The organism is Mycobacterium sp. NPDC050551 (genome assembly GCF_040674075.1).
In the GTDB taxonomy this organism is placed as follows: domain Bacteria; phylum Actinomycetota; class Actinomycetes; order Mycobacteriales; family Mycobacteriaceae; genus Mycobacterium.
In genome coordinates this window covers 655,371-679,917 of record NZ_JBFARC010000001.1, presented here as the reverse complement: position 1 = coordinate 679,917, position 24,547 = coordinate 655,371, and the positions used below count along the sequence as shown (strand labels likewise).

Sequence of the window (24,547 nt, the reverse complement as noted above, 5' to 3'; positions counted from 1 at the left end):
CTCCAGTGGGCGACCCGATCGCAGGCAGCGGACAGACCTTCCTGGGCCCTGTATATCGCGCTGACGCATGGCAGCGGCTGGGCACCGAGCAGTTCGATGTGGTGGTGATCGGCGGCGGCGTGGTGGGGGCGGGCGCCGCCCTGGACGCCGCCACCCGTGGCCTCAAGGTGGCGCTGGTCGAGGCACGCGACTTCGCCTCCGGCACCTCGAGTCGCAGCAGCAAGATGTTCCACGGCGGTCTGCGCTACCTCGAACAACTCGAGTTCGGGCTGGTGCGCGAGGCACTGCACGAGCGGGAGCTGTCGCTGACCACCCTGGCGCCGCACCTGGTGAAGCCGATGCCGTTCCTCTTCCCGCTGACCAACCGCTGGTGGGAGCGCCCCTACGTGGCCGCGGGCATCTTCCTCTACGACCAGCTCGGCGGCGCGAAATCCGTCCCCGCGCAGAAACACCTGACGAAGTCGGGAGCGTTGCGGTTGGCGCCCGGGCTCAAGCGCAGCTCGCTGATCGGCGGCATCCGCTACTACGACACCGTCGTCGACGATGCCCGCCACACGATGACGGTGGCCCGCACCGCCGCGCACTACGGCGCGGTGGTCCGCACCTCGACTCAGGTGGTGTCGCTGCTGCGCGAGGGCGACCGGGTGATCGGGGTGCGTGTCCGTGACTCCGAGGACGGTGAGGTCGCCGATGTGCGCGGCCACGTCGTGGTCAACGCCACCGGCGTGTGGACCGACGAGATCCAGGCGCTGTCCAAGGAGCGCGGCCGGTTCCGGGTCCGGGCCTCCAAGGGCGTGCACGTCGTGGTGCCCCGCGACCGTGTCGTCAGCGAGGTCGCGATCATCCTGCGCACCGAGAAATCGGTGTTGTTCGTCATCCCGTGGGGCACGCACTGGATCATCGGCACCACCGACACCGACTGGAATCTCGACCTGGCGCATCCGGCCGCCACCAAGGCCGACATCGACTACATCCTCGAAACGGTCAACACGGTGCTGGCCACTCCGCTCACCCACGACGACATCGACGGCGTCTACGCCGGACTGCGCCCCCTGCTGGCAGGCGAGAGCGAGGAGACCTCCAAGTTGTCCCGCGAGCACGCGGTCGCCGTTGCGGCCCCGGGCCTGGTGGCCATCGCGGGCGGCAAGTACACCACCTATCGGGTGATGGGGGAGGACGCGATCGACGCGGCCGCCGAGTTCATCCCGGCCCGGGTGGCGCCGTCGATCACCGAGAAGGTGCCGTTGATGGGCGCCGACGGGTACTTCGCGCTGATCAACCAGACCCAGAGCGTCGGTGCGCGCTACGGCCTGCATCCCTACCGGGTGCGCCACCTGCTGGACCGGTACGGCTCGCTGATCGGTGACGTCCTCGCCCTTGCCGACGGCGATCCCGAGCTGCTGACCCCGATCACCGAGGCGCCGGTCTACCTGAAGGTGGAGGCGGCCTACGCCGTCGCTGCCGAGGGTGCGCTGCACCTCGAGGACATCATGGCCCGCAGGATGCGGATCTCGATCGAGTACCCGCACCGTGGCGTCGACTGCGCCCGCGAGGTCGCCGAAATCGTTGCGCCGGTGCTGGGTTGGAGCGCCGAGGACATCGACCGTGAGGTCGACACGTACCTGGCCCGGGTGGAGGCCGAGGTGCTGTCCCAGTCGCAGGACGACGACGAGGCGGCGGACGCGCTGCGGGCCGCCGCACCCGAGGCGCGTGCCGAGATCCTCGAACCGGTTCCGTTGAAGTGACGCGGCGGGCGGCGCCGCTGCCGGTGCGTGACGGCGTGGGTCCCGCGCGGGTCCGGTTGCGCGGCGGTGCCGTGCTCGTCGAATTGGCTTCGCGGTTCGGTGAGGCCGCGGCCGAGAAGGTGCTCGGCGGTGAGGTGCTGGCGGCTGACGGCAGTGTGGTGACGGCGGGCACTGTGCTGCCGCCGAATTCGTTGGTCTACCTGTACCGCGACCTGCCCGACGAGGTGGAGGTGCCGTTCGACGTGCCGGTGCTGCACCGCGACGACGACATCGTCGTGGTCGACAAGCCGCACTTCCTGTCCACCATGCCGCGCGGTGGTCATGTCGCGCAGACCGCGCTGGTGCGGCTGCGCCGATCGCTTTCGCTGCCGGACCTGTCGCCGGCGCACCGGTTGGACCGGCTGACGGCGGGGGTGTTGCTGTTCACGGTGCGCCGCGACGTGCGGGGGGCCTACCAGACGATGTTCGCCCGCGGCGCGGTGCGCAAGACCTACCTGGCGCGGGCCGCCGGAACGCCGACCGTCGCGCTGCCGATCGTGCTGCGCAGCCGAATCGTCAAGCAGCGCAGTCGGTTGCAGGCCTACGAGGAGCCGGGTGACATGAATGCCGAGACGGTGGTCGAGCATCTCGGCGACGACCGGTACCGCCTGACGCCGCGCACCGGCCGCACACATCAGCTGCGGGTGCACATGAACTCGCTCGACGTGCCGATCACCAACGACCCCCTCTACCCCCGGGTGCTCGACGTGGCCGCAGACGACTTCGGCCGGCCACTGCAGCTCCTGGCGCAGCACCTCGAATTCGAGGACCCACTCACCGGCGCGACCCGGTGCTTCACGACGGGACAGACACTGTGGGCGTGATCGAACGGCTCTGGCGCCACCCGGTCAAGTCGATGTGGGGTGAGCAGCCCGACCACCTGACGTTCGTCGACGGGGGAGTGCTCGGTGACCGGGTGCGGGCATTCTTCGCCGTGGAGTCCGGTGAGCGGATCAGCGCCAAACAGCATGGCAAGCTGCTGAATTGGCATGCCCGGTATCTGCGGGAGCCGACGACCGACGATCCGGCGCCGCCCATCGAGGTCGAGTTCGGTGACGGCGCGGTGATACAGGACGACGACGACGCACTGACCCGACGGGTATCCGAGCTGCTCGGCGTCGAGGTACGCCTGGCGACCGAAAACCCGGGCGCGCTAGTGGATCTGGCGCCGGTACATCTCGCGGCGACGGGCACCTTGCGTTGGCTGGCCGACCGGCATCCCGACGGAGACTGGGATGCCCGACGGTTTCGGCCCAATCTGCTCGTCGACGCGGAACCGGACGCCGAGGACGGCTGGCTCGGCTGTGACTTGCACATCGGCGCCGAAGTGCTGCTGCACGTGGTGATGCCAACGCCGCGGTGCATCGTCACCACCCGAGCCCAGCCCGGGCTGGCCCGCGATCAGCGGATCCTGCGCACGATCACCCGCGACCGCCAGCGCGACGTGCCAGTGCGTGGTGACTCTCCGTCGGTCGGGGCGTACGCCGACGTCGTGCGCACTGGGGTGGTGCGTGTCGGCGACGCAGTGCGCGTCGAGCAGGTGCCGCCGCGGCGCGGGGCGATCGCGGCGGCGCTGGACGCGCGGGCGCTCTGACATGACCAAAGGCGGGGAATCGCTGTGCGAATCCCCGCCTTTGGCGTCGAGATCAGACCGAGGGAATGATGTTGACGATATACAGTTTGCCGTCGCTTCCCGAGACGTACGCGTAGGCACCAGTGGGAGAGATCGCCACGTCGGTCGCGTCGACCCCGTTGGGCAGCGTGATCGCATTGTTGCCGAACGCATTCGGGTCGGCATCGATTACCGCGTTGGTTGTGGTGTTGACCACCCATGTGCTGCCGTCACCGACGGCGACATAGAGCCGACTGCCCTTCAACGCGAGCCCCGCGGGTGAGCCGCCGAGCAGGGCGATGTCACTTCCCTGTATGAAGTCGATAGTGCCATTCAAATTGTAGAGCGCCACCGTGGCATAGGATGTGCCTCCTGTCACGGTCCCGACTGCGTACCCCGTGTTGGTGGCAGGATTGACGACGAACCCGTTCTGGTCATAGTTGCTGAAGTCCACCTGTCCGATGCGAGTCGGCAAGGTGTTCGAGGCTCCGGTGGTGCTGTATTCGATGACGCTTGATGTGGTACCGGTCTGGCTGTCGGCGTCCACGACGTAGAGCCGGCCACCGCTGACCGCCAAGGCCACAGGCTGTCCGATTTGCTGGGTGATCGATCCGATGATGGCGTAGTTGTCGGTGGCGGTGTTGGCATTGATGACGGTGATCGAGCCGGAGCCGGTGCCGGGATTGTTCGCAACGTAGACCCGGGTTCCGTCGACGGCGATGTCGACCGGGTTGCCGCCGACACCGAAGGTGGCCACCTGCGTGTAGGTGTCGGTGCGGTAGATCCGCATCTGTCCTGCGCCGGTGTTGGAATCCCTCGTCACCACATATAGGCGTGTGCCATTCGGACTCACCGCTATTGCTTGCGGAATTTGGTTCACCGGCAGCGTGATCGGGTCGACTGCTCCCGTCGAGGTGTTGGTGTCGATCAGTGTTCTGGTCGAGGTGTTGATGACCGATATCGTGCCGTTGGCGTTGGCGGTGTAAGCCTTCGTTCCATCGGGACTGAAGACCACGTCTGTCGGTGTGCCGGCTACCGTGATGGTCCCGGAAATTTCGTTGTCGTCGGCATTGTCGTTGGTGGTGATCGTGATGGTGACGGTCGCAGCGTTCGCGCTGTCGACGGTGCCGTCATTGACCCGGACTTTGAAACTGTCGGGTCCGAGGTAGTTGGCCGCCGGCGTGTAGGTGTACGAGCCAGTCGCGCCGTTGAAGTTCGAGATGGTGCCGTGGGTCGGGTTCGTATCGAGGACGTAGGTCAGCGTCTCGCCGTCGACGTCGGTGCCCGCGGGCAGCGTTCGGGTGACTGCCGTGTCCTCCGTGGTGGTGAACGAATCGCCCACTGCGACTGGCGCGTCGTTGACGCCGGTGATGGTGACGTACACGGTTGACGTGGTGCTGCCGGTGGTGCCGTCGTTGACGCGGTAGGTGAAGCTGTCGGTTCGAGTTTCGCCGGTGTCCAAACCTTGCTGGGCGGAGTTGGGGGAGTAGAGGTAGCTACCGGTGACGCCGTTGAAGTTGAAGACAGTGCCGTGGGTCGCTGGGGTGACGAGTTGATAAGTCAGCGTTTCGCCGTCGACGTCACTGCCGACGGGGAGCGTGCGCGTGATCGACGTGTTCTCGTCGGTGGTGATGGTTACGTCGCCGCCGGTCACCGGAGCGTCGTTGACACCGGTGATCGTTATGTTCACCGTAGCGGTGTTGCTGTTCACCGTGCCGTCGTTCACGCGGTACGTGAAGCTGTCGGGTGCGCTTTCGCCGGTGTCCAGGCCCTGCTGTGCAGGGTTGGGGGTGTAGGTGTACGTGCCGTTGGCCGGATTGAAATTCGTGATGGTGCCCCGGGTCGGGTTGGTGACCAACGAGTAGGTCAGACCGCCCACGCCGTCGGCATCGGTCGCAGGCAGGGTCCTTGTGACCCCGGTGTCCTCGTTTGTGGTGAAGGAGTCGACATTGGCGACCGGCACATCATTGACGGCGGTGACCGTGACGGTGACAGTTGCCGTCGTGCTCACCCCGTTCTGGGTGGCGGTGTAGGTGAACGTGTTCGGGCCGCCATTGAAATTCGGATTAGGGGTGTACCGCACCGAGAGGTTACCGGGATTGATGGCCACGGTGCCGCCGACGGGTTGCGTGACGCTGGTGACGTACACAGGGCCGTCGGGGTCGTAGTCGTTGGCGAGCACATCGATGGTCGTTGAACCTGAGTCCTCGGTGACGGTGATGGCGTCGTTGCCCGCGATGGTGGGATCAGCGACAGGCGTGACATATACGGTCACCGTGGCGGTTGCGGTGCTCGTTCCGTCGGAGACGGTGTACGTGAAGGTGTTGTCACCGCCGTTGAAGTTCGCGTCAGGGGTGTAGGTGAGCGCAGTGCCGCCACCGGTGATGGCGACGGTGCCACCCACGGGTTGTGTCACGTCGGTGATCGTCAGAGGGCCGTCGGGGTCGAAGTCGTTCTCGAGCACCGTGATGGTGGTGGTACCGGAGTCCTCGGCGACCTCGAGGGAGTCGTCGTTGGCGATCGAAGAATCTGGCACGGCGGTCACGGTGACGGTGACGCTCCCGGTGGCGACATGCCCGTCGGGGTCGCTGACGGTGTAGGTGAAGGAGTCGGGGCCACCGTTGTATTCGGGGTCGGGTGTGTAGCTGAGTGATGTCCCCCCGGGGTTGATCGTGACGGTGCCACCGGTGGGTTGGGTCACGCTGAAAATGGTCAGTGCGCCGTCGTCGTCTCTATCGTTGTCCAGCACCTCGATTGTGGTGGCGCCGGAGTCTTCGGCCACAGTGGCCGAGTCGCTTTCCAGGACTGCAGGATCGTCGACCTCCGACAGGTATATCGTGACAGTCGCAGTGGTCGTGGTGGTTCCGTCGGAGACGCTGTATTCGAACGAATCCTGCCCGTTGAAGTTGAGGTCGGGCTTGTACGTGTAGGTACCGTCGCCGTGGTCGATCACCGTGCCGTTGGCCGGGTCGCTGATATTCGTGATCACCAGGGTGTCGCTGGTGTCTGGATCGTTGGTGAAGGACAGCAGGACTTCGTCGGTCAGCGGTACCTCTTGATCCTCGCGGAGGAATCCCACCAGGGCGTCAGCGGTGGGCGCATCGTTGGCGCCGACGATGGTGATCTTGACGGTACCTTGGGCGGTGCCTCCGGCGCCGTCGCTGACGGTGTAAGTCACTGTCTCGGTCGATGTTTCATTGACCGCAAGTGATTGGGCACTGGCCGGTGGTGTGTAGGTCCAGCCGCCGGAGCCGTTCGTGGTGATGGTGCCGCCGCCTGCGTTGCCGACGAGACTGGTGATGGTGAGATCGCTGTTGGGGTTGTCGGCGTCGGTGTCGTTGGCCAGGAGATCCGCAGGATTGATGGTGTAGCCGGTGCTGTCCTCGCCGACCGAGATGTCGTCCGGTTTGGCTGTCGGATCGTCGTTGGCCGGTGTGATGGTGATCGTGACGGTCGCGACATTGCTGGACGTTCCCAGATTGTCCTTCACGGTGTACGTGAACGAATCCGTGGGAACGTCGGCGCCATTGGACAGGTAGGTCACGGTTCCGTCTGCGTTGAGTGTCGCCGTTCCATTGGCCGGTTGAACGATGAGCACGCTCGACGGATCGATGGTTCCGTCGACGTCGGAGTCGCCGGTGAGGATGTCGATGACGGTCGATCCATTTTCATCCACGGATGCTGTTTCATCATCCGCCACCGGTGCGTCGTTGGTCGGTGTGATCGTGATGGTCACCGCGGCGGCGTTGCTCGTGGCGCCGAGGGTGTCGTCGACGGTGTACTCGAAGCTGTCCGCTGTCACCTCGGCACCATTGGATTGGTAGGTGATCGTGCCGTCGCTGTTGACCGTCAGGGTGCCGAAGGTCGGGTGTCGGGTGATGGCAACCGTCTGAGGGTTGATCGTGGAATTCGGATTGGAGAGCGTGTCGTTCGACAAGACTGCGATGTTCTGAGAGCTGCCTTCGGCGATCGTTGCGGCATCGTCTTGCGCGACCGGTGCGTCGTCGACCGGTGTGACCGTCACCGTGACGGTGGCCGTGTCCTGGTGGCCGACGTTGTACAGGCCGCCCAGGATTCCGTGCTGGTGCGGTGCGGCGCCGTCATCGGAGACCGCGTACTGGAACGTGTCTGTGCCGTGGAAGTCCTCGTCGGGGGTGTAGGTGAATTGCTTGATCGTCGCGTCGTAGGTGACGGTGCCATGCTCCGGCTGCGTGAAGTCGGTGACGGTCAGCGGGTCTTCGTCGGTGTCGGCGTCGTTGGTCAACGCAGAGATCGTCACGGCTACGTCTTCGCTGGTGGTGACTGCCGGGTCATCGACGGCGGTGGGGGTTTGATTGTCCAGTGTGCGCTGGAACTCTCGGCGGACCCAACCGAGCACCGCCCACAACAGCGGCGGCTGTGCTGGTGCGGTGGGACCCCCCACCAGCAATGGAGACAGGAACGCTGCGGTGATGGTGTACGCCAACCGGGCGACGACGCTGGGGAACGTCGCAAGGCCGGCCAAGAGATCTGGTTGCTCGGGCTCGATGATGTTCGGCTCGGGCGCGATCAGGGCCGAGAATCCCTGCGAATCCTCGACGTTGAAGGTGGTCACCCTGTTGGCGGCGCCGTTGCCGAGCTCCTCGACAGTGAACTCGACCGGGGTGGCACCCTCGAGTAGTTGGTCGACTCCACTCGGGCCGGTGTCGGCCTCGAGAGGTGCACCTCCGCCGGGTACGGGAACGGGAACGTGCTGGTCCGCATCAGCATTGGGATCGCCCACCGCGGGCTGGATCACGTCGATCGGCGCTTTCGGTGCCTCCGGGATCGGGACAGGCGGCGGTGGATCGGCCGGCGGCGCAGGGGGCGCAACATCCACTGGCGGCGTTGGGGTTACGGGGAGTTTCGCCGGCGCAGGAGCTCCGCCGATCGGGTCACCCTGGAGCAGGAGGGTGCCACCGACCTGCTCTTGCTGCTCATCGTCACCTATGCCGTCGTCCGTGTCGAGGTCGTCCTCAGACAGCTTGGCCTGGCTGTCGTCGCCTTCCTCATGGTCGCCGACAGTTGTGTCGTCGCCCTTCGCGTCCCGCGAATCATCGTCGTCGTCGGCGTCCCCGTCGTCGTCGCCCTGGTTCTCGTTCTCGTTGTTGTTGTTGTTGTTGTTGTTGTCCTGGCCGGAATCTCCGTCGCCCTTGTCGTTGTCGTTCGACGATTGCGTCGTGTCGTCCGCGTGGGCAACCGGCACGCCGTAACCGGTCGCCACCGCCGCACCCACACCCAGCGCGACCGCCAAAGCACCCACACGGCCGATGAACCGGGCATAGCCGGGCATCGGGGCGGACGCGGGAATCCGCGCGAGCGTGGCGCTCGGAGCCACCGCCTGAGGCGGGCAGATGCGCGCCGCCTTGCTCTCACGACGCTGACGCCGACGTGCTTGGCGATTTTGGGCAGCAGCCATCCCGGTTTCCCCTACTCCCTGATCCTCGACTCGAGGCCCCCAACGCGGGTTCAGCAAACTTTAAGTTCAGAACTGCCAAGATCGATAGCTGTTTCAGAAAACCCGGAAAAGTACGTTTGAAAAACGTGCGGAGCGGTCACGGCGGGAGCTGAGTGGTTGCGAGGCGCCCTATTCTTCCTCGGGCAACAAACCTGAGGTTGCTCCTTCTCAGTATCTGCGGCTGGAGATTTCACCCCGCCGCCATGCGGCTCGGCGCGACACGCGAAGTAAAGGACTGCCGCAATGTCATTGCCTGACAGAGTTTGTGACGTTCCTTCATCGCGCCGGAGAGTCGTTGATCATGAAGCGGGCCGGGGCCGGCGAAGTTCCCGCGGCACTCCTGTCCGGCTTCCTGAGAAATAGCTGAGTGGGGTTCGGGGCTGCGCGCCGAATTTCTCTCCGGCGGCGGATTTCACGATCAATCCGCTGATAATTGGGATGCAGCAAAGTGGTTTCTAGTTGAATCAGCGAAGATCGGCGGAAGTCAGCGAACCGTTCTCAGGCCTCACCGATCTGTGCGATGCAGACCTCGACGCCTCGCGCTGCACCAAAAGCTCGAGGCAAAACGGCGGAACAGTCGTCGGGGAGATCCCCATGACGCAACATATTCACGTGCACACCTCAAGGCGCCTCGCCGTTGCCGTGACCGCGCTGCTGTTCGTCGGTGGTCTCGTCACCCCGATCACGCCCGTCGCCGATGCCACGCTGTGCGGTTCGGTCGGCGGTCGCCACGTCGACGTGAGCACCTGCGCCGACCCGCTGTACTACCTCAACGACGCGCTGGCGCCACCCCCGCCACCGCCACCGCCGCCCCCGCCGCCCCCGCCACCGCCGCCGGGAGCCCCGCCACCGCCTCCGCCGCCTCCACCCCCACCGCCACCGCCGCCGGTGTGGGTGCCCCCGCCGCCGCGGCCGAACGTCGACGTGTGCGCCAACGTCGGACGACGGATCAGCGTGAGCGGCTGCATCTGACCGCTTCTCGCGGCCTGACGGACGGCGCGTGATTCACTGACGCCGTGGACCGCGCAGCGTTCGACCGTCTCTTCGACCTCACCGGCCGCACCGTCGTCGTCACCGGCGGCACCCGCGGCATCGGACTCGCACTCGCCGAAGGGTTCGTCCTCGCAGGCGCCGACGTCGTGGTGGCCAGCCGCAAAGCCGACGCCTGCGAACGGGCCGCGGCGCACCTGTGCGGCCTCGGCGGCCGCGCCATCGGCGTACCCACGCACCTCGGTGACCTCGACTCCCTCGAGGCACTGGTCACCCGCTCCGCCGACGAGTTCGGCGGCATCGACGTGGTGGTCAACAATGCGGCCAACGCGCTCGCCCAACCGCTCGGTGAGATGACGCCGGAGGCGTGGACGAAGTCGTTCGAGGTCAACCTGCGCGGACCGGTGTTCCTGGTGCAGCAGGCGCTGCCGCACCTGAAGGCCAGCCCCGCGGCGGCGGTGCTCAACACCGTGTCGGTGGGCGCGTTCAACTTCGCGCCCGGAGTGTCCATGTACGCCGCGGGCAAGGCGGCGCTGCTGTCGTTCACGCGATCGATGGCCGCCGCGTACGCACCCTTCGGCATCCGGGTCAACGCACTGGCGCCCGGCCCTGTGGACACCGACATGATGCGCAACAACCCGACCGACGTGATCGACGGCATGGCGAATGCGACCCTGCAGAAGCGGCTCGCCTCTCCGGACGAGATGGTGGGCGCTGCACTGCTACTCGTCTCCGATGCGGGCAGTTATCTGACCGGCCAGGCGATCATCGTGGATGGCGGCGGGACTCCCCGCTAGACATCGTGGACGAACCCTTCGAGGAGCCGGTCGAGCTGGACGGATCGGACAGCACCCGGATCCGTCGCGGCGAAGCCGCCCAGCGCCTGACGTTGCACTCCGGCGGTCTGCTGCTGGCGCGGCGAGGAAAGGTCACCGAGGTTTCCTGGCGCGGCATCGAGAGCATCGAGTTGTTGCCGATGTCGCCGCGGTGGTCGACGGCCCGCGCGTGGGCGATCCTGGGCCGCAATGGCGGGGTGATCTTCCCGCACGAATTCGACACACAGTGGACGGCCGGACCGATCGGCGACTGGCTTCGGCATCACCGGCCGGATCTCGACCTGCCCGAATCGGCGTCGCTGGCGCCGCTGCCGCTGGGGATCCCGAATCGTCAGGTGCCGTTGGTGTTGCTGCCCGGCATCCTCGTCGGCATCGGGGTGGCGACGGTGTCCTTCGGGATGTCTCTGGTGAAGGCGGCGCTGCTGGTCGTCGGGTGCTTGGGCGCGATCCTGCTGATGGTCGTCTCGCCGCGGTGGGAGCGGGTGCCACGGTATGCGTTGTACGGGCTGTGCGCCGTCCCCGTCCTCATTGCGCTCGTCCTCTGGCTCCTCGAATGACCGGTCACCGGCGCCGGTGTCGGAACGCCTCACTCGCCGCGGCCATCTCGCCGCTGGTGGATGCCAGGATCTGACTCCGATTCTCCACCTGCAGCGCCGTCTCGAGGCAGCCGGCGTCCAGATTCGCCCACAGCACCTGCTTGGTCGACTCGAGACCGAACGTGCCGTAGCTGCACAGAGTTTCGGCCACCGCGAGCGCATCGTCGAGCACCGATCCGTCCTGTGACAGCCGGGAGACGATGCCAAGGCGCAACGCCTCGGCGGCGTCGACGTCGCGGGCGGTCAGGATCAGGTCGAACGCGGGCCCGGCGCCGACGATCCGAGGCAGGGTGTAGCTGACCCCGATGTCACAGCCGCCGAGGCCGAGTTTGATGAACTGCGTGCAGAACCGGGCGGATTCGGCGGCGATGCGGATATCGGCGGCCAGGGCGATTGCGAATCCGCCGCCGTAGGCCGGCCCGTTGACCGCGGCGATCACCGGTTGGCGCAACCGGTGCAGCCGCGTGGTGAGTTCGGCGATCCGCTCCTGCCAGCGCATCCCTGAGCGCGGGAACTCCGTTCCGCCTGCGGCTTCCGGTGGGTTCGGCGCCGTCAGGTCCAGGCCCGAGCAGAACCCGCGGCCCGCGCCGGTGAGCACCACCACCCGGCAGTCGTTGTCGGCCACGATGCCGTCGATCGCGCCGTGCAGATCCTCGACGAGTTCGTAGGACAGCGCGTTCAGCTTCTCGGGCCGGTTCAGGGTGATGACGGTGACGTCGGGCCGCGGATGGGACAGGTCCAGGGTGGTCATGGCCGCCACGCTAACCGTCTGACGCGTTGAGCGGTCAGTCCGCGCTGCGCCAGCCGGCGATCCCGATGACGATCATCCGCAGCTGCTTGATCGCGGTCCGCTTGATCTCGTCGAGTGCGGGACCAGAGGCATCCGCCGTGTCTTCTATGGCTTCGGCGATCGAGATCATCGCGTTGACGAACAGGCTCGCCAAGATGTTCAGGTCCTCGCTGCTCCATCCGGTCAGGCCGGGGAAGCGGGCGAGGTCGATCGCCAGCTCCGAGGTGATGAGGCGGATCTCGGTGCGGATCGCGTAGCGCAGGACGCTCACCCCGCTGGACCGCTCGCGACCGATGAAGCGCCAGTGCTCGCGGCGGGCGTTGACGCCGGCGACGAGTATCTCGACCGAGGACTCGATCACCCGGTTCGGGTCGAGCTTGCCTGCGCGGGCGCCGCGAAGCATGTCGCGAAGAGACCGGAACGACTCGTCGATGAGGACGAGGCCGAGAGCGTCCATGGACTCGAAGTGCCGGTAGAACGCCGTCGGCGCGATGCCGGCGGCACGGGTGACCTCCCGCAGGCTCAGCGCGCTGAAGCTGCGGTTCTCCAGGAGTGCCAGGGACGCGGCGACGATGGCCCGGCGGGTGGCCTCCTTACGCTCCTCGCGCGTGAGGGCATCCCGTGAGCGGGACTTTCCTGACCTGCCTGTATGTGACTTCGGCGAACGACTGTTCACTGTGTGAAACCCACCACTATCTGCACTCATATCATTGACGAACCCTACCGTACTGCTGCACGGTGTACACATGTTCACTGAAACTTTGACGCGAGGCTTTCGAGACAGGGTGCTCGCCTCGCCGCTGGTCGACCTGCTCACGGGGCCGCACGGCGTCGACCGCTACACCGAACTGGTCACACCGACCTGGACCATGGGCGACGCCAGGGCGAAGGTGATCGCTGTGGCGCGCCAGACGCCGCGCAGCGTGACCCTGACCCTGGAGCCGAACCAGGCCTTCCACGGATTCCGGGCGGGGCAGCACATCAACCTGTCGGTGGAGATCGACGGCCGTCGCCGCACCCGCTGCTATTCACCGGCCAGCGCCGAGGGCGCCCGCCACATCGAACTGACCATCGGCCGCCACGACGGCGGCCTGGTGTCGACGCACCTGTTCCACCACGCCAGGCCCGGGATGATCGTCGGTCTCGACTCGGTCGGCGGCGAGTTCACGCTGCCCGCTGCGCGGCCGCGACGGGTGCTGTTCGTCTCCGGCGGCAGCGGCATCACGCCGGTGATGTCGATGCTGCGCACCATGCGTGCCGAGGGGTCCGACCGCAAGATCGCCTTCGTTCACTACGCCCGCAGCGCCGCTGAGGCCTGCTACCGCGACGAACTGCGAGCCATGTCCGGGGTGCGCGTGCTGCACGGCTTCACCCGCGACACCGCCGGCAGTGACCTCAACGGCCGGTTCGGTGTCGAGCACATCGCCGCCGCGATGCCCGAACCCGACGCGGTCTACGTGTGCGGGCCGCCGGCACTCGTCGAGGCGGTGCGCCGGCACTTCCCGAACGCACTGGCGGAGAGCTTCGTGCCGCCGGTCTTCGACCTGTCGGGTGGGTCGACCGGCGGCCGAGTCGCCTTCGCCGACAGTCAGGTCGAGGTCACCGACGACGGACGGCCGCTGCTCGAACAGGCCGAGTCGGCCGGACTCACCCCGGAAAGCGGATGCCGAATGGGCATCTGCCACAGCTGTACCCGCCGCAAGACCCGCGGCGCCGTCAAGAACCTGATCACCGGCGCGGTGTCGGGCACCGACGAGGAGGACGTGCAGATCTGCGTGTCCGTCCCCGTCGGTGACGTCGACCTCGCGCTCTAAGAAAGGAGAAAAGTCATGACCATCACGACCACTCCCGAGATCACCACCCCCGAAACCGAGACTCCCACCGCGAATCCCGCCCAGAGAACTCTGGAGAAGACCGTCGCCGGACGTACCATCCGGCTGACGCCCGAACAGACCGAGGCCTTCGGCCGCGAGCTGGACGCACTGCGTGAGCGCGTGATCGCCGACCTCGGCGAGCGCGACACCACCTACATCCGCCGCGTCATCAAGGCGCAGCGCACCCTCGAGGTCGGCGGCCGGGCCCTGCTGTTCGGTGGCATCTTCCCGCCGTTCTGGCTGGCCGGCACCGCGATGCTCGGCCTGTCGAAGATCATCGACAACATGGAGATCGGCCACAACATCATGCACGGCCAGTACGACTGGACCGGCGATCCGGCGTTGTCCGGCAAGAAGTTCGAGTGGGACACCGCCTGCCCGGCCGACCAGTGGCGGCACTCGCACAACTACATGCACCACACCTACACCAACATCGTCGGCATGGACCGCGACATCGGCTACGGCATCCTGCGGATGACTGAGGATCAGCGGTGGAAGCCGTACTTCCTGGGCAACCCGGTCTACGCGTTCCTGCTGATGGTGCTGTTCCAGTACGGTGTCGCGCTGCACGAGATGGAGACCGAGCGCATCACGTCCGGTCAGATCTCGATCGCCGACAAGCGTGAGGTGTTGAAGGGTATCTGGGCGAAGACCAAGCGTCAGACCCTCAAGGACTACGTGGCATTCCCGCTGCTGGCCGGCCCGTTCGCCCCCTGGGTGTTCACCGGCAACCTGACCGCCAACCTGATGCGCAATGTGTGGTCGTACATGATCATCTTCTGCGGCCACTTCCCGGAGGACGTCCAGGAGTTCAGCATCGAGGAGACCAAGGCCGAAACCCGCGGCCAGTGGTACTTCCGCCAGGTCCTCGGTTCGGCGAACCTCACCGGCGGCAAGCTGTTCCACCTGCTGAGCGGCAACCTGTCGTTCCAGATCGAGCACCACCTGTTCCCCGACATCCCGGCCTTCCGCCATGCCGAGATCTCGACCCAGGTGCAGGACATCTGCCGCCGCTACGGCGTTCCCTACAACAGCGGTCCGCTGCCGCGCCAGTTCGCGACCGTGGTGCGCAAGATCGTCCGGCTCGCCTTGCCGAAATGACCGCTCCGGTGCCCGGTCAACGCTGACAGTTCGGGCACCAGTAGCTGATCCGGTCGCCGCTGTCGTCACGCCTGATGGGTGTGCCGCAGCGGCGACACGGCTTTCCCCACCTGCCGTAGACCCAGACGTCGCGGCCCGGTCGGGTATCGCCGGTGGTGGTGCGGTTCCACCGGTTCCGGTTGAGCCACAACATGTCCCGCGACCTCTGCACCACCCGCAGCGGATCCTTGACCTCGCCGACCGGTGTGGTCGGCAGATGCCCGAAGACGAAGCAGATCTCGTTCGCGTACACGTTCCCGACGCCCGCCATCACCCGCTGATCGAGCAGCGCCTCCGACAGCGGCCGGCTGGGGTCGGCAGCCAGGTTGGCCGCCGCGATCCGCGGCTCCCAATCGTCGCCGAGCAGGTCCGGCCCGAGGTGCGCGACGGCGTCGGTGTCGCCGGCTCGTTCGAGCACTTCTAGCACCCCCAGGTCGATGCCCGCGGCCTGCACGGCGTCTGCGCCCTCGCCGGCCTCGAGGATGATCCGGATGCGATGGCCGGCGCGGCTGGGCCGGGACGCCGGGGTGACCTTCCAGCTTCCGTCCATCTTCAGGTGTGAGTGGATGCTCGCCGCGCCGATGCGGATGAACAGATGCTTGCCCCGGGTGAGCACCTCGTCGACGACGTCGCCGGTGAGGTCGACCGCGGCGTAGCGCGGCACCCGGACGTCGCAGCGGGTCACCGTCTTGCCGATCAGTCCCTCGCGCAGGGCGGTGGCGGTGCGGTAGACGGTGTCCCCCTCGGGCATCGCTGCACTGCTCCTCGGTCGCGGTGGACGGTCCTGCTGAAATGCTAGCTGTGGGTCTGCTTGACGACGGTCCGCCGAAGCGGCGGCGTATGAGTTATGCGACCGGCCCGCAAATGATCTTGTGATTCCGGTTCGGCCGATTCGATGCTTGCGCCCGCGGTGGTTCTCGGCCTTTTCAAATAGTGCGTATCCCCTGGGGAGACGGCTACACTTCGTGCGGACCTGAGCGACCGCCAGGTGGGGCTGGGAGCTTGGTGGGGTTCGCTGTGGGGAAACATCGCAAACTGTCGCGGCGGATGAAGCTCGCGCCAGTCGTGACAACCGGGCTCGCGCTTCCGGTGGCCGGAGCGCTGGCAGCCGTGTACGCGACGAACCCGACCATCGCCGAGGTGGGACTGGCGGCCGATCACTCGATCTTCGTCGACGGCACAGTGTCGCCGTTCCTGACCGACAGGGACGAGCTCCCCGGCTCGGCATCCGAGCGGATGGCGAGGAGCTTCGCCGGTCAGTACGACAACGACCCGAACAACGTGTTCGTCGACTACCCCGGCTCTTTGGGGATTGTGAGCATCCTCAGCCATGGCCTGGGCGCACCGACGTTCGACGAGTCGGAGCAGGAAGCCGTCGACAAGCTCAAGGCCGAGATCCTCGCCGACGAGGGCGCCGACACCCTGTACGTCGTCGGCTACTCGCAGGGCGCCAGCGCCGTGGTGCGGGCCATCAAGGACTTGGAAGCCGACGATGAATCGGGCTACGACCCGAAGAACGTGGTCGTGATCCTCGCCGCGAACCCGCGGCGCAACGACGGCGGCCTGCTCACGAGGTTCCCCGCCTTCACGCTGCCCCTTGTCGGCGCGACCTTCGGTGAGGGCACGACGTCCGGCGAGACGAAGATCATCCAGGTCACCAAGCAGTACGACGGTGTGGCCGACGCCCCCGTGTACTTCCTGAACCCCGTCGCCGATGCGAACGCCATCCTCGGGTACGTCTACCTCCACAGCGGTTACTACCAGGACGTCGACATCGACCCGGAGAACCCGCCGGCCGGCGCTGTCGTCTCCACCGACGGCAACGTCACCGACATCCTGCTTCCCAACGCGGTCGGACAACTGCCGTTGACGCAGCCGCTGCGGTCGCTGGGCGTGCCCGATGACGTCATCGAGGCGCTCGACCCGTTCCTGCGGGCGGTCATCGAGACCGGCTACGACCGCACCCCGGACGGCGAAACCGCCCCGAGCCAGCCGGTGCGCTTCAAGCTGCTGCCGAGCCCCGACCAGTGGGCAGGCGACGCGCAGTCGGTCGCCTCGGGCGCGGTTGAGACCGTGCAGAAGCTGGGCTCGCTGGGATCGCCCTCGACAACCCTGCGGGACACCGACAATGCGCGAACCACCGCCAACACGCCGCCGGCGCCCGCGACCGCGGCGGCCGACTCCGACCTCGGCGCGAAGACAGCCGCCGAGCCGGCGCCGCCGAAGAAGTCGTGGCGCATCAACCGCGCCACGCCTGCCTCGAAGTCTGCGTCCACCGAGAAGTCGACGTCCGGTGGCTACAAGCCCGGCGACGGACTCCGTTCGGTGCGCAAGGCCGTCGAATCCCTCACCCGCACGAAGTCGGGTACCCGCGGCGCAAACTCGCAGGACGATGCCGACTCCGAGAGCGCAGAGCGGTCCGATTCCGGCAACAGCACCGATCGCTCGTCGGCTCCCGCGTCCTGAGGCAGCTAGCGCAACCGCAAGCCGCGCGGGGTGCGGCTGAAGCCCGCATCGGTCAGCGCCTGCTGCACCGCGGCGTGCTGCCCGCCGGCGCCCGGGTCGAGAACCGCCGCCCCGTCCACCTTTTCGACGAGTAGCGACGGCACCCGGCCGGCGGCCACCAGTTCGGCCAGCGCGGCGCCCGCCGCGTGGTGGGCCTCGGCGTCCTGGGTGAAGCTGAGCAGCGATCGTCCGCCGCGCTCGAGGAACCACGTCAGCTCCCCGTCCACCAGGGCGACGAGCGCGCCGGCCTTGCGGCCCGGCCGGTGTGTGGGGTCCTCCCGTCCGTCGCCGTCGGCCGACTTGCGGGTGGGCCACGGCAGCGCCGCGCCGTACGGGTTGGCGGGGTCCGCCGCGGCGAGCACCACCGCGTGGTACTCGGGCCGCTCCCGGTCCACGCCGTCGAGATAGGTCCGCAGCCGGTCGACGGTGGACGCCACGGCGAACTGTGCGCCGCCCAGCGACTCGACGAAATAGCCGCGCTGGCACCGGCCGGCATCCTCGAAGGCCGTCAGCACCTTGTAGAGCATCGCGAATCCGCCGGGCACGCCCTCCGCGGCGGCCGCACCCTTGGTCAGCACCCCGTGCCGGCTGAGCATCATGTCGGCCAGCAGGTGCGCGCGCATCGTGGAGTCCGGTTCGGCCGCGGGCAGTGCCGACCACCGCCCGGCCACCGTCGGGTCCGACGTACGCACCTGCGCGTGCGCCACGCTGTAGCGGCTCAACCGCGGCGCCCGCTGACGCTGCCGGTGCGCCGGGGCGCCTGCCCGCCGACCGCCCGAACGCCTGGGGCCGGTCAGCTTCGCGCGCACCGGCGCGAACGTGTCACCGGTGACCCATCCAGACCAGATCAGTTCCCACAGAGCCTGTTTCACGGACTCGCCGTCGTCGCCGGTGAGCTGGCGGAAGAAGTATGCGCCGCCGCCGCCCAGAGTCTCCATGATCGCCCGGTGCGTGTCGGTGAACTCGATCTCCATCGGGGCGGTCAGAGTCAGCGGCGCGGAGTCGGCCGGGTGGAACGCGATCCAGCCGTCGCCGCTGCCGATCGGACCCACCCCTGACCAGGTCACCTCGCCTGAGGCCAGCAGCTCGTCGAGCATGGCCGGTTGGTAGTCGCGCACCCGCTGGCCGAACACCAGCGGCTCGATGGCCGACGCCGGTATCGGCGCCCCGGCGAGCTGATCGATCACGGTCGCCAGGCCGTCGATCCCCGAGCTGTGCGCGGACCCGACCTGTTGCCACGCCGGCAGGAATCGCGCGTAGGCGGCGGTGCTGACCGGCTCGACCTGCGCCCGAAGCGCAGCCAGCGAGCGGCGGCGCAGGATCTTCAGAACATCGGCGTCACACCACTGTTCGCCGCCCACGGCGCCGGGCGACGCCACATCGGTGAACTCGCCGCGCACCAGCTTCCCGTCGACCGCCATCCGGCCCAGCACGTCGGCGGCGACCCGGACGCCGAGGCCGAAGCGCGCCGCCGCCTCCCCGGTGGTGAACGGTCCGTTGGTGCGGGCGTAGCGGCCGAGCAGCTCACCGAGCGGGTCGGCCACGTTGGCCAGGAACGTCGCGGGCACCCCGACGGGCACCGCCGCGCCGATCCCGTCGCGCAGCAGGCCGATGTCCTCGACGGTGACCCACCAGGTCCGGTCGGCGAAGTTCACCCGCAGCGCACGCTTGGCGGCCAGCAGTCCGTCGAGCCAGCCGGCGACGTCGTCGGTGGTCGCACGCTCGGCGACCTCGGCCTCGGTCAGAGGCCCCAGCAGCCGCAGCAGGTCGGCCACCCCTTCGGCATCGCGGGCGCGCCGGTCCTCGGCGAGGTGCTGCAACTGGCGGATGGTGGCGGCGATGACGTCGGCGTCGAGCAGCTCGCGAAGTTCCACCCGGCCGAGCAGTTCGGCGAGCAGCACGCTGTCCAATGACAGTGCGGCGGCACGCCGCTCGGCCAACGGGCTGTCGCCCTCGTACATGAACGCGCCGACGTAGCCGAACAACAGCGACGCCGCGAACGGCGATGGCGTGGCGGTCTCGACCTCGACGATCCGCAGCCGGCGCTGGGCCACCCGATGCATCAGCTCGATCAGGGCGGGCACGTCGTACACGTCCTGCAGGACCTCGCGCACTGCCTCCAGCACGATGGGGAAGTCAGGATATTTGCGGGCCACATCGAGCAGCTGTGCCGCCCGCTGGCGCTGATGCCACAGCGGCGACCGCTTGCCGGGATGGCGGCGCGGCAGCAGCAGGGCGCGGGCCGCGCATTCACGGAAACGCGAGGCGAACAGAGCCGAGCCGCCCACCTCGGCGGTGACGATCGGCTCGATCTCGTCGGCGTCGAACACGAACAGGTCGGCGAACGAGATCGCTTCCCCGGAGGTGACATCGGTGTCGGGCAGCCGCACGATGATGCCGTCGTCGGAGGCCGTGGGCTTCTCGTCGATGCCGTAGCGCTCACGTAGCCGTCGCCCGACCGCCAGCGCCAGCGGGCCGTGCACCCGCAGGCCGTAGGGGGAGTGCAGGATCACCCGCCAGTCGCCGAGCTCGTCGCGGAACCGCTCCACCACGAAGGTGGTGTCGGTGGGCACCACGCCGGTGGCCTCACGCTGGTCGTCGAGCAGGCGCCGCAGGTTGTCGGTGGCATAGTCGTTGAAACCCATTGCATGACAACGCTGTACGTAGTCGTCGGCCTTCATCCCGGAGAGTTCGCCGGTGAACGCGCCGACGGCGGCGCCGAGCTCGGCGGGCCGGCCGACGCCGTCGCCCCGCCAGAACGGCAGCCGCGCGGGCTGCCCGGGCGCCGGGACGACCAACACCCGGTCATGGGTGATCTCGGTGATACGCCAGCTTGTGGCGCCCAGTGAGATGACGTCGCCCGGCCGCGACTCGTAAACCATCTCTTCGTCGAGTTCGCCTACTCTCGACGGCTTCTCGGAGTCGGTCGCGAGGTAGACGGTGAACAGCCCGCGGTCGGGGATGGCGCCACCGGAGGTGACCGCCAGCCGTTGCGCGCCCGGCCGTGCGGTCAGCGTGCCGGTGTCGCGGTCGTAGACCAGCCGCGGACGGAGCTCGGCGAACTCGGTTGACGGGTACTTGCCCGACAACAGGTCCAGCGTGGCCTCGAACGCGCTGCGCGGCAGCGTTGCGAACGGCGCGCTGCGCCGGACGGCCTCGAACCAGCGGTCGGCGTCGAGCGGCTCGAGCGCGGCGGCCGCCACGGTCTGCTGTGCCAGTACGTCCAGCGGATTTGCCGGCACCCGCATGGTCTCGATCGCCCCGGCCAGCATTCGCTGCACGGTGACCGCGCAGCCGATCAGGTCGGTGCGGTGCTTCGGGAACAGCACGCCCTGGGAGATCTCGCCGACCTGGTGTCCGGCGCGGCCGATGCGCTGCAGGCCGCTGGCCACCGACGGCGGCGACTCCACCTGGATCACCAGGTCGACCGAGCCCATGTCGATGCCCAATTCGAGGCTGGAGGTCGCGACGACGGCCTTGAGCCGCCCGCTCTTGAGGTCGTCCTCGACGATCGCCCGCTGCTCCTTGCTCACCGACCCGTGGTGGGCCTTGGCGAGCAGCAGATCCGCGCCCATCGACACCCCGCTCGCCATCACCTGGGCGGGCGCGCCGCCACCGACCTTGCCGTTGGGTTCGTTGCCGAGGTCGACGCCGGCACGTTCGGCGTGGATCTCGTTGAGCCGCGACGTCAGGCGTTCGGCGAGCCGACGCGAGTTGGCGAAGACGATCGACGACCGGTGCGCCTCGATCAGGTCGACGATCTGCTCCTCGACATCGGGCCAGATGGAGTTGTTCTCGAGGTCGGCCATGTCGGGAACCGGGACCTGCACCGCAAGGTCGAACGTCTTGGTCGCGGGCGGCGCGACGACGGTGGCCGGAGCCTGGCCGGACAGGAACCTGGCAACCTCCTCCGCCGGCCGCACCGTCGCCGACAGCCCGATCCGCTGCGCGGGGCGGTCCAACAACTGGTCCAGCCGCTCCAGTGACACCGCCAGGTGGGCGCCGCGCTTGGTGGCCGCGACGGCGTGCACCTCGTCGACGATCACCGTCTGCACCTCGGCCAGCGTGTCGCGGGCGGCCGAGGTGAGCATCAGGAACAGTGACTCGGGTGTGGTGATCAGGACGTCGGGCGGGCGGGTGATCAGTTCGCGGCGCTGGGCGGGCGTTGTGTCACCGGAGCGCACGCCCACACTGATGTCGGGCGCGGGCATGCCGTGCCGTTCGGCGATGCGGGCGATGCCGGTCAGCGGGGTGCGCAGGTTGCGCTCGACGTCGACGGCCAGCGCCTTGAGCGGCGAGACGTAGAGCACCCGGGTGCCCGCCGTGGCGGGCCGAGGCTCGGCTTCGGCCAGCCGGTCGATGGCCCACAGGAACGCCGCGAGCGTCTTGCCGGAGCCGGTGGGTGCGATGACCAGCGTGTTGTGCCCGTCGGCGATGGCCTGCCAGGCTTGGGTCTGCGCGTCGGTGGGCGCCGGGAAGGTGCCCGCGAACCACTCCCGCGTCAGCGCACTGAAGCGGGAGAGCGGATCGGTCTGCACAGCCACCCCACCATGGTGCCCGCACCCACCGACAAGTCCTCCCGACGAGCTCAGCCGCGCACGTCGGCGGGCAGCGGCCGGCCCTTCTCGACCAGTTCCTCGCCGCGGTCGTAGTCGTCGTCTGCGTTGTGGGTCAATACGCCGACGACCGCGCCGGCGCGCTCGTACCAGACCGTGAAGCCGTCCTCGTGTTCGACGAAATGTGCCTCGTCGTGGCCGTCGCCCCACGCGTGGTACTTCAGCGTCGCCTCGCCGATCGTCGTCCAGAATCCCGGGACCGAGGACCACTCATCGGCGGCGCCCGCGGCGTTGGCGCCCGCGACTGTGCCCTGGTCGACCGCGTCCTGCCAATGCTCGACCGCGATGCGACGGCCCGCCGCGGAATTGTGTGCCCACGCCACGTCGCCGGCGGCGAACACGCCGTCGGCCGATGTCCGCATACCGGCGTCGACCAGGATGCGCCCGTCGTCGACGGCCAGTCCGGCGGAGTCGGCGAGCGTCGACTGCGGCTGGACGCCGGTGGCCGCCAGGATCAGCTCCGCGGAGATCGAGGTGCCGTCGTCGAGGCGGACGGCGCCGTCCTCGACGGCCTCGACCTTGACGCTGCCCACGTAGCGGGCGCCTGCCGCGGCGAGCATGTCGACGATCCGGGCGCCCGCCCGTTCCCCGAGACGTTTGGCCTGCGGCGCGGCGCTGGGCGCGACGAGGGTCGCGGAGATGCCCCGCATCGCCAGTGAGGCGGCCGCCTCACAGCCGATGAAGCCGGCGCCGATCACCACCGCCGACGTGGAGCGCTCCGCGGTCTCGCGCAGGCGCTGTGCGTCGGCCATCGAGCGCAGCAGCAGCGCGGTGTCACCACCGGGGAACGACGGCGCGACCGGGCCGGCGCCGCTGGCGATCACCAGCGACCGGTAGGGGTGAGTCGTCCCGTCCACCCGCACGGTGCGGCCCGCGACGTCGACGGCCTCCACCTCCGAACTCCGCACGATGCGCACGTCGTGCTCGGCGAACCAGTCGTCGGGGTGCAGCTCCGCCTCGCCGGCTTCGGCCTCCCCGCGCAGGAATTCTTTACTCAGCGGCGGCCGCTGATAGGGCAGCGCCGCGTCCTCGGTGAAGATGGTGACCGGCGAGCGTGAATCCCGTTGCCGGAACGCTTCAGCGGCGCTCACACCGGCCGGCCCGCTGCCGATGACGATCAGTCCTGGAGAAGTCATCCCGCCCGACTACCCCGTCGTGTGTGCGTTCACTCCGGCCGGGTCGTGTCAGGGTGATTGACTGGTGCGCGGACGCCTCACCGGTGCAACTGCACCGTGGCATTGCCGCCGTTGCGTTTGGCGTCGAACATCGCACGGTCGGCTCGCTCGATCATGGCGTCGAGCAACGCCACAGCGTCGACGGTCCTCGCAGCGGGGTCGGTGACGGCGGTGGTGGCGATGCCGACGCTTGCGGTGATCGCGTGCTCGGTCGGTGCGGCGATCGCGTCACGGACGCGATCGAAGTCCTGCTGGGTCCTGCTGTTCGGGTCCGCGAGGTCGACGATGACGAACTCCTCGCCGCCGAGGCGCGCCACCAGTGCGCTGCCCCGAACCGCGGACTTGATCCGGCGCGCGCTGCGCACCAGGACGGTATCGCCGACCGTGTGACCGAATCTGTCGTTGATCGTCTTGAAGCGATCCAGGTCGACGACCATCACGGTCACCTCGCTGCCCGTCGTGGCGGCGTCGCGCACGAGGTCTTCGACCTGCAGGTGCAGCCCACGCCGGTTGAGGAGCCCGGTCAGCGGATCGGTGACGGACTCGTTGGCGTCGTTGCGCAGCGCCCAGATCGCTGCCTGTATCCCCAGCGGCGTCCCGACCACCAGCGCCACCGAGACGACCGTTTTCACGGTGAACCCGGTGACGTCGATCTGCGCTTGTGCTCCGACCTGCACGGCGAAGGCCGCCACGGTCACCAGGATCCACAGTATGTGTCCCGCAAGTGCTTTCGGTCCGTCGAAGAAGATCAAGTAGACCGACAGCATGGTGAAGAAGCTGAACCCGAACGAGCCGAGCACCCAGTTCGCATCGAGCAGCACCATCACGGTGATCGCGATGTCGGCGGATACGACGAATGCGAGCGACATCCGCCGCGACGGCCACTCCCGGGACACCCACACCCACGCCCAGAAGGCCTGTAGCGCGACGAACACCGCCACGGCGACCCGCGACGCGACGGTGCTCGCGGACGGCAACAGGATCACCGCCGAGATCACCGCGTCGAACCCGGTGCCGAGTCCGATCAGGAGCTGGACGGCTCCGGACATCGCCCGTTTGAAGTACTGCACCTGTGCGGTGTAATCGATCGGTTCACACCACCATTCGCGCACGAGGCGGCCGAACACGGTAGTTCTCGACGACGCCAGCAACC

Annotated in this window: 16 protein-coding genes; 9 read left to right on the top strand and 7 right to left on the bottom strand. The window is 68.0% G+C overall.

All coding sequences use genetic code 11. The features are described 5' to 3' along the window. Positions 1-5: 5 nt before the first annotated feature. The 3 genes from AB0K11_RS03230 to AB0K11_RS03220 are packed head-to-tail and all read left to right on the top strand — an operon-like array spanning position 6 to position 3,378. Positions 6-1,745 carry a glycerol-3-phosphate dehydrogenase/oxidase gene (locus tag AB0K11_RS03230; protein WP_364972092.1) on the top strand — a complete coding sequence of 580 codons (1,740 nt, stop codon included), beginning with the start codon at positions 6-8 and terminating at the stop codon, positions 1,743-1,745. Then, a complete protein-coding gene (locus tag AB0K11_RS03225) occupies positions 1,742-2,608 on the top strand; it encodes a pseudouridine synthase (RefSeq protein WP_364972090.1) in 867 nt (288 codons plus the stop codon). Before AB0K11_RS03230 ends, AB0K11_RS03225 begins: the two co-directional genes overlap by 4 nt. Next, a complete protein-coding gene (locus AB0K11_RS03220) occupies positions 2,605-3,378 on the top strand; it encodes an MOSC domain-containing protein (RefSeq protein ID WP_364972087.1) in 774 nt (257 codons plus the stop codon). The genes AB0K11_RS03225 and AB0K11_RS03220 overlap by 4 nt, the downstream gene beginning before the upstream one ends. 52 nt (positions 3,379-3,430) lie before the next feature. Here AB0K11_RS03220 and AB0K11_RS03215 read toward each other — a convergent pair whose 3' ends face one another. Next, positions 3,431-8,833: an Ig-like domain-containing protein gene (locus AB0K11_RS03215; RefSeq protein WP_364972084.1), complete on the bottom strand. Its 5,403-nt coding sequence runs from the start codon at positions 8,831-8,833 to the stop codon at positions 3,431-3,433. Between the two features lie 633 nt (positions 8,834-9,466). On the opposite strand from AB0K11_RS03215, the gene AB0K11_RS03210 reads away from it, so the two are divergent. The 3 genes from AB0K11_RS03210 to AB0K11_RS03200 are packed head-to-tail and all read left to right on the top strand — an operon-like array spanning position 9,467 to position 11,255. Further along, complete coding sequence (locus AB0K11_RS03210) at positions 9,467-9,844, top strand: RNA-binding protein (protein WP_364972082.1); 378 nt, start codon at positions 9,467-9,469, stop codon at positions 9,842-9,844. Positions 9,845-9,888: 44 nt separating this feature from the next. Beyond that, on the top strand, positions 9,889-10,659 hold the full coding sequence (locus AB0K11_RS03205) for an SDR family oxidoreductase (RefSeq protein ID WP_364972079.1): 771 nt from the start codon (positions 9,889-9,891) through the stop codon (positions 10,657-10,659). A gap of 5 nt (positions 10,660-10,664) precedes the next feature. After that, positions 10,665-11,255, top strand: coding sequence for a hypothetical protein (locus AB0K11_RS03200; protein ID WP_364972076.1), 591 nt, complete (start codon positions 10,665-10,667; stop codon positions 11,253-11,255). A gap of 4 nt (positions 11,256-11,259) precedes the next feature. Here AB0K11_RS03200 and AB0K11_RS03195 read toward each other — a convergent pair whose 3' ends face one another. Then, positions 11,260-12,045, bottom strand: coding sequence for an enoyl-CoA hydratase-related protein (locus AB0K11_RS03195; protein ID WP_364972073.1), 786 nt, complete (start codon positions 12,043-12,045; stop codon positions 11,260-11,262). Positions 12,046-12,079: 34 nt separating this feature from the next. After that, positions 12,080-12,760, bottom strand: coding sequence for a TetR family transcriptional regulator (locus AB0K11_RS03190; protein WP_364972071.1), 681 nt, complete (start codon positions 12,758-12,760; stop codon positions 12,080-12,082). Positions 12,761-12,830: 70 nt separating this feature from the next. On the opposite strand from AB0K11_RS03190, the gene AB0K11_RS03185 reads away from it, so the two are divergent. Further along, the gene (locus AB0K11_RS03185) at positions 12,831-13,898 is read left to right on the top strand and encodes a ferredoxin reductase (RefSeq protein ID WP_364972068.1); all 1,068 of its coding nucleotides are present in this window, start codon (positions 12,831-12,833) and stop codon (positions 13,896-13,898) included. A gap of 15 nt (positions 13,899-13,913) precedes the next feature. Further along, entirely contained in the window at positions 13,914-15,059 is a 1,146-nt protein-coding gene (locus AB0K11_RS03180) for an acyl-CoA desaturase (protein WP_364972065.1), read from the top strand. A 16-nt stretch (positions 15,060-15,075) separates the two neighbouring features. Here the strand turns inward: AB0K11_RS03180 and nei2 are convergent, their stop codons facing one another. Beyond that, complete coding sequence (gene nei2, locus AB0K11_RS03175; protein WP_364972062.1) at positions 15,076-15,849, bottom strand: endonuclease VIII Nei2; 774 nt, start codon at positions 15,847-15,849, stop codon at positions 15,076-15,078. Between the two features lie 314 nt (positions 15,850-16,163). Between nei2 and AB0K11_RS03170 the strand changes: the two genes are divergently transcribed. After that, positions 16,164-17,564 carry a PE-PPE domain-containing protein gene (locus tag AB0K11_RS03170; RefSeq protein ID WP_364972060.1) on the top strand — a complete coding sequence of 467 codons (1,401 nt, stop codon included), beginning with the start codon at positions 16,164-16,166 and terminating at the stop codon, positions 17,562-17,564. A 5-nt stretch (positions 17,565-17,569) separates the two neighbouring features. On the opposite strand, the gene AB0K11_RS03165 is transcribed toward AB0K11_RS03170, so the two are convergent. The 3 genes from AB0K11_RS03165 to AB0K11_RS03155 all read right to left on the bottom strand — a co-directional run bounded on the left by AB0K11_RS03165 (position 17,570) and on the right by AB0K11_RS03155 (position 24,521). Beyond that, complete coding sequence (locus AB0K11_RS03165; protein ID WP_364972058.1) at positions 17,570-22,147, bottom strand: ATP-dependent helicase; 4,578 nt, start codon at positions 22,145-22,147, stop codon at positions 17,570-17,572. A 44-nt stretch (positions 22,148-22,191) separates the two neighbouring features. Further along, entirely contained in the window at positions 22,192-23,355 is a 1,164-nt protein-coding gene (locus AB0K11_RS03160; protein ID WP_364972055.1) for an FAD-dependent oxidoreductase, read from the bottom strand. A gap of 77 nt (positions 23,356-23,432) precedes the next feature. Further along, the gene (locus AB0K11_RS03155) at positions 23,433-24,521 is read right to left on the bottom strand and encodes a GGDEF domain-containing protein (RefSeq protein ID WP_364972053.1); all 1,089 of its coding nucleotides are present in this window, start codon (positions 24,519-24,521) and stop codon (positions 23,433-23,435) included. Between the last annotated feature and the right edge of the window lie 26 nt (positions 24,522-24,547).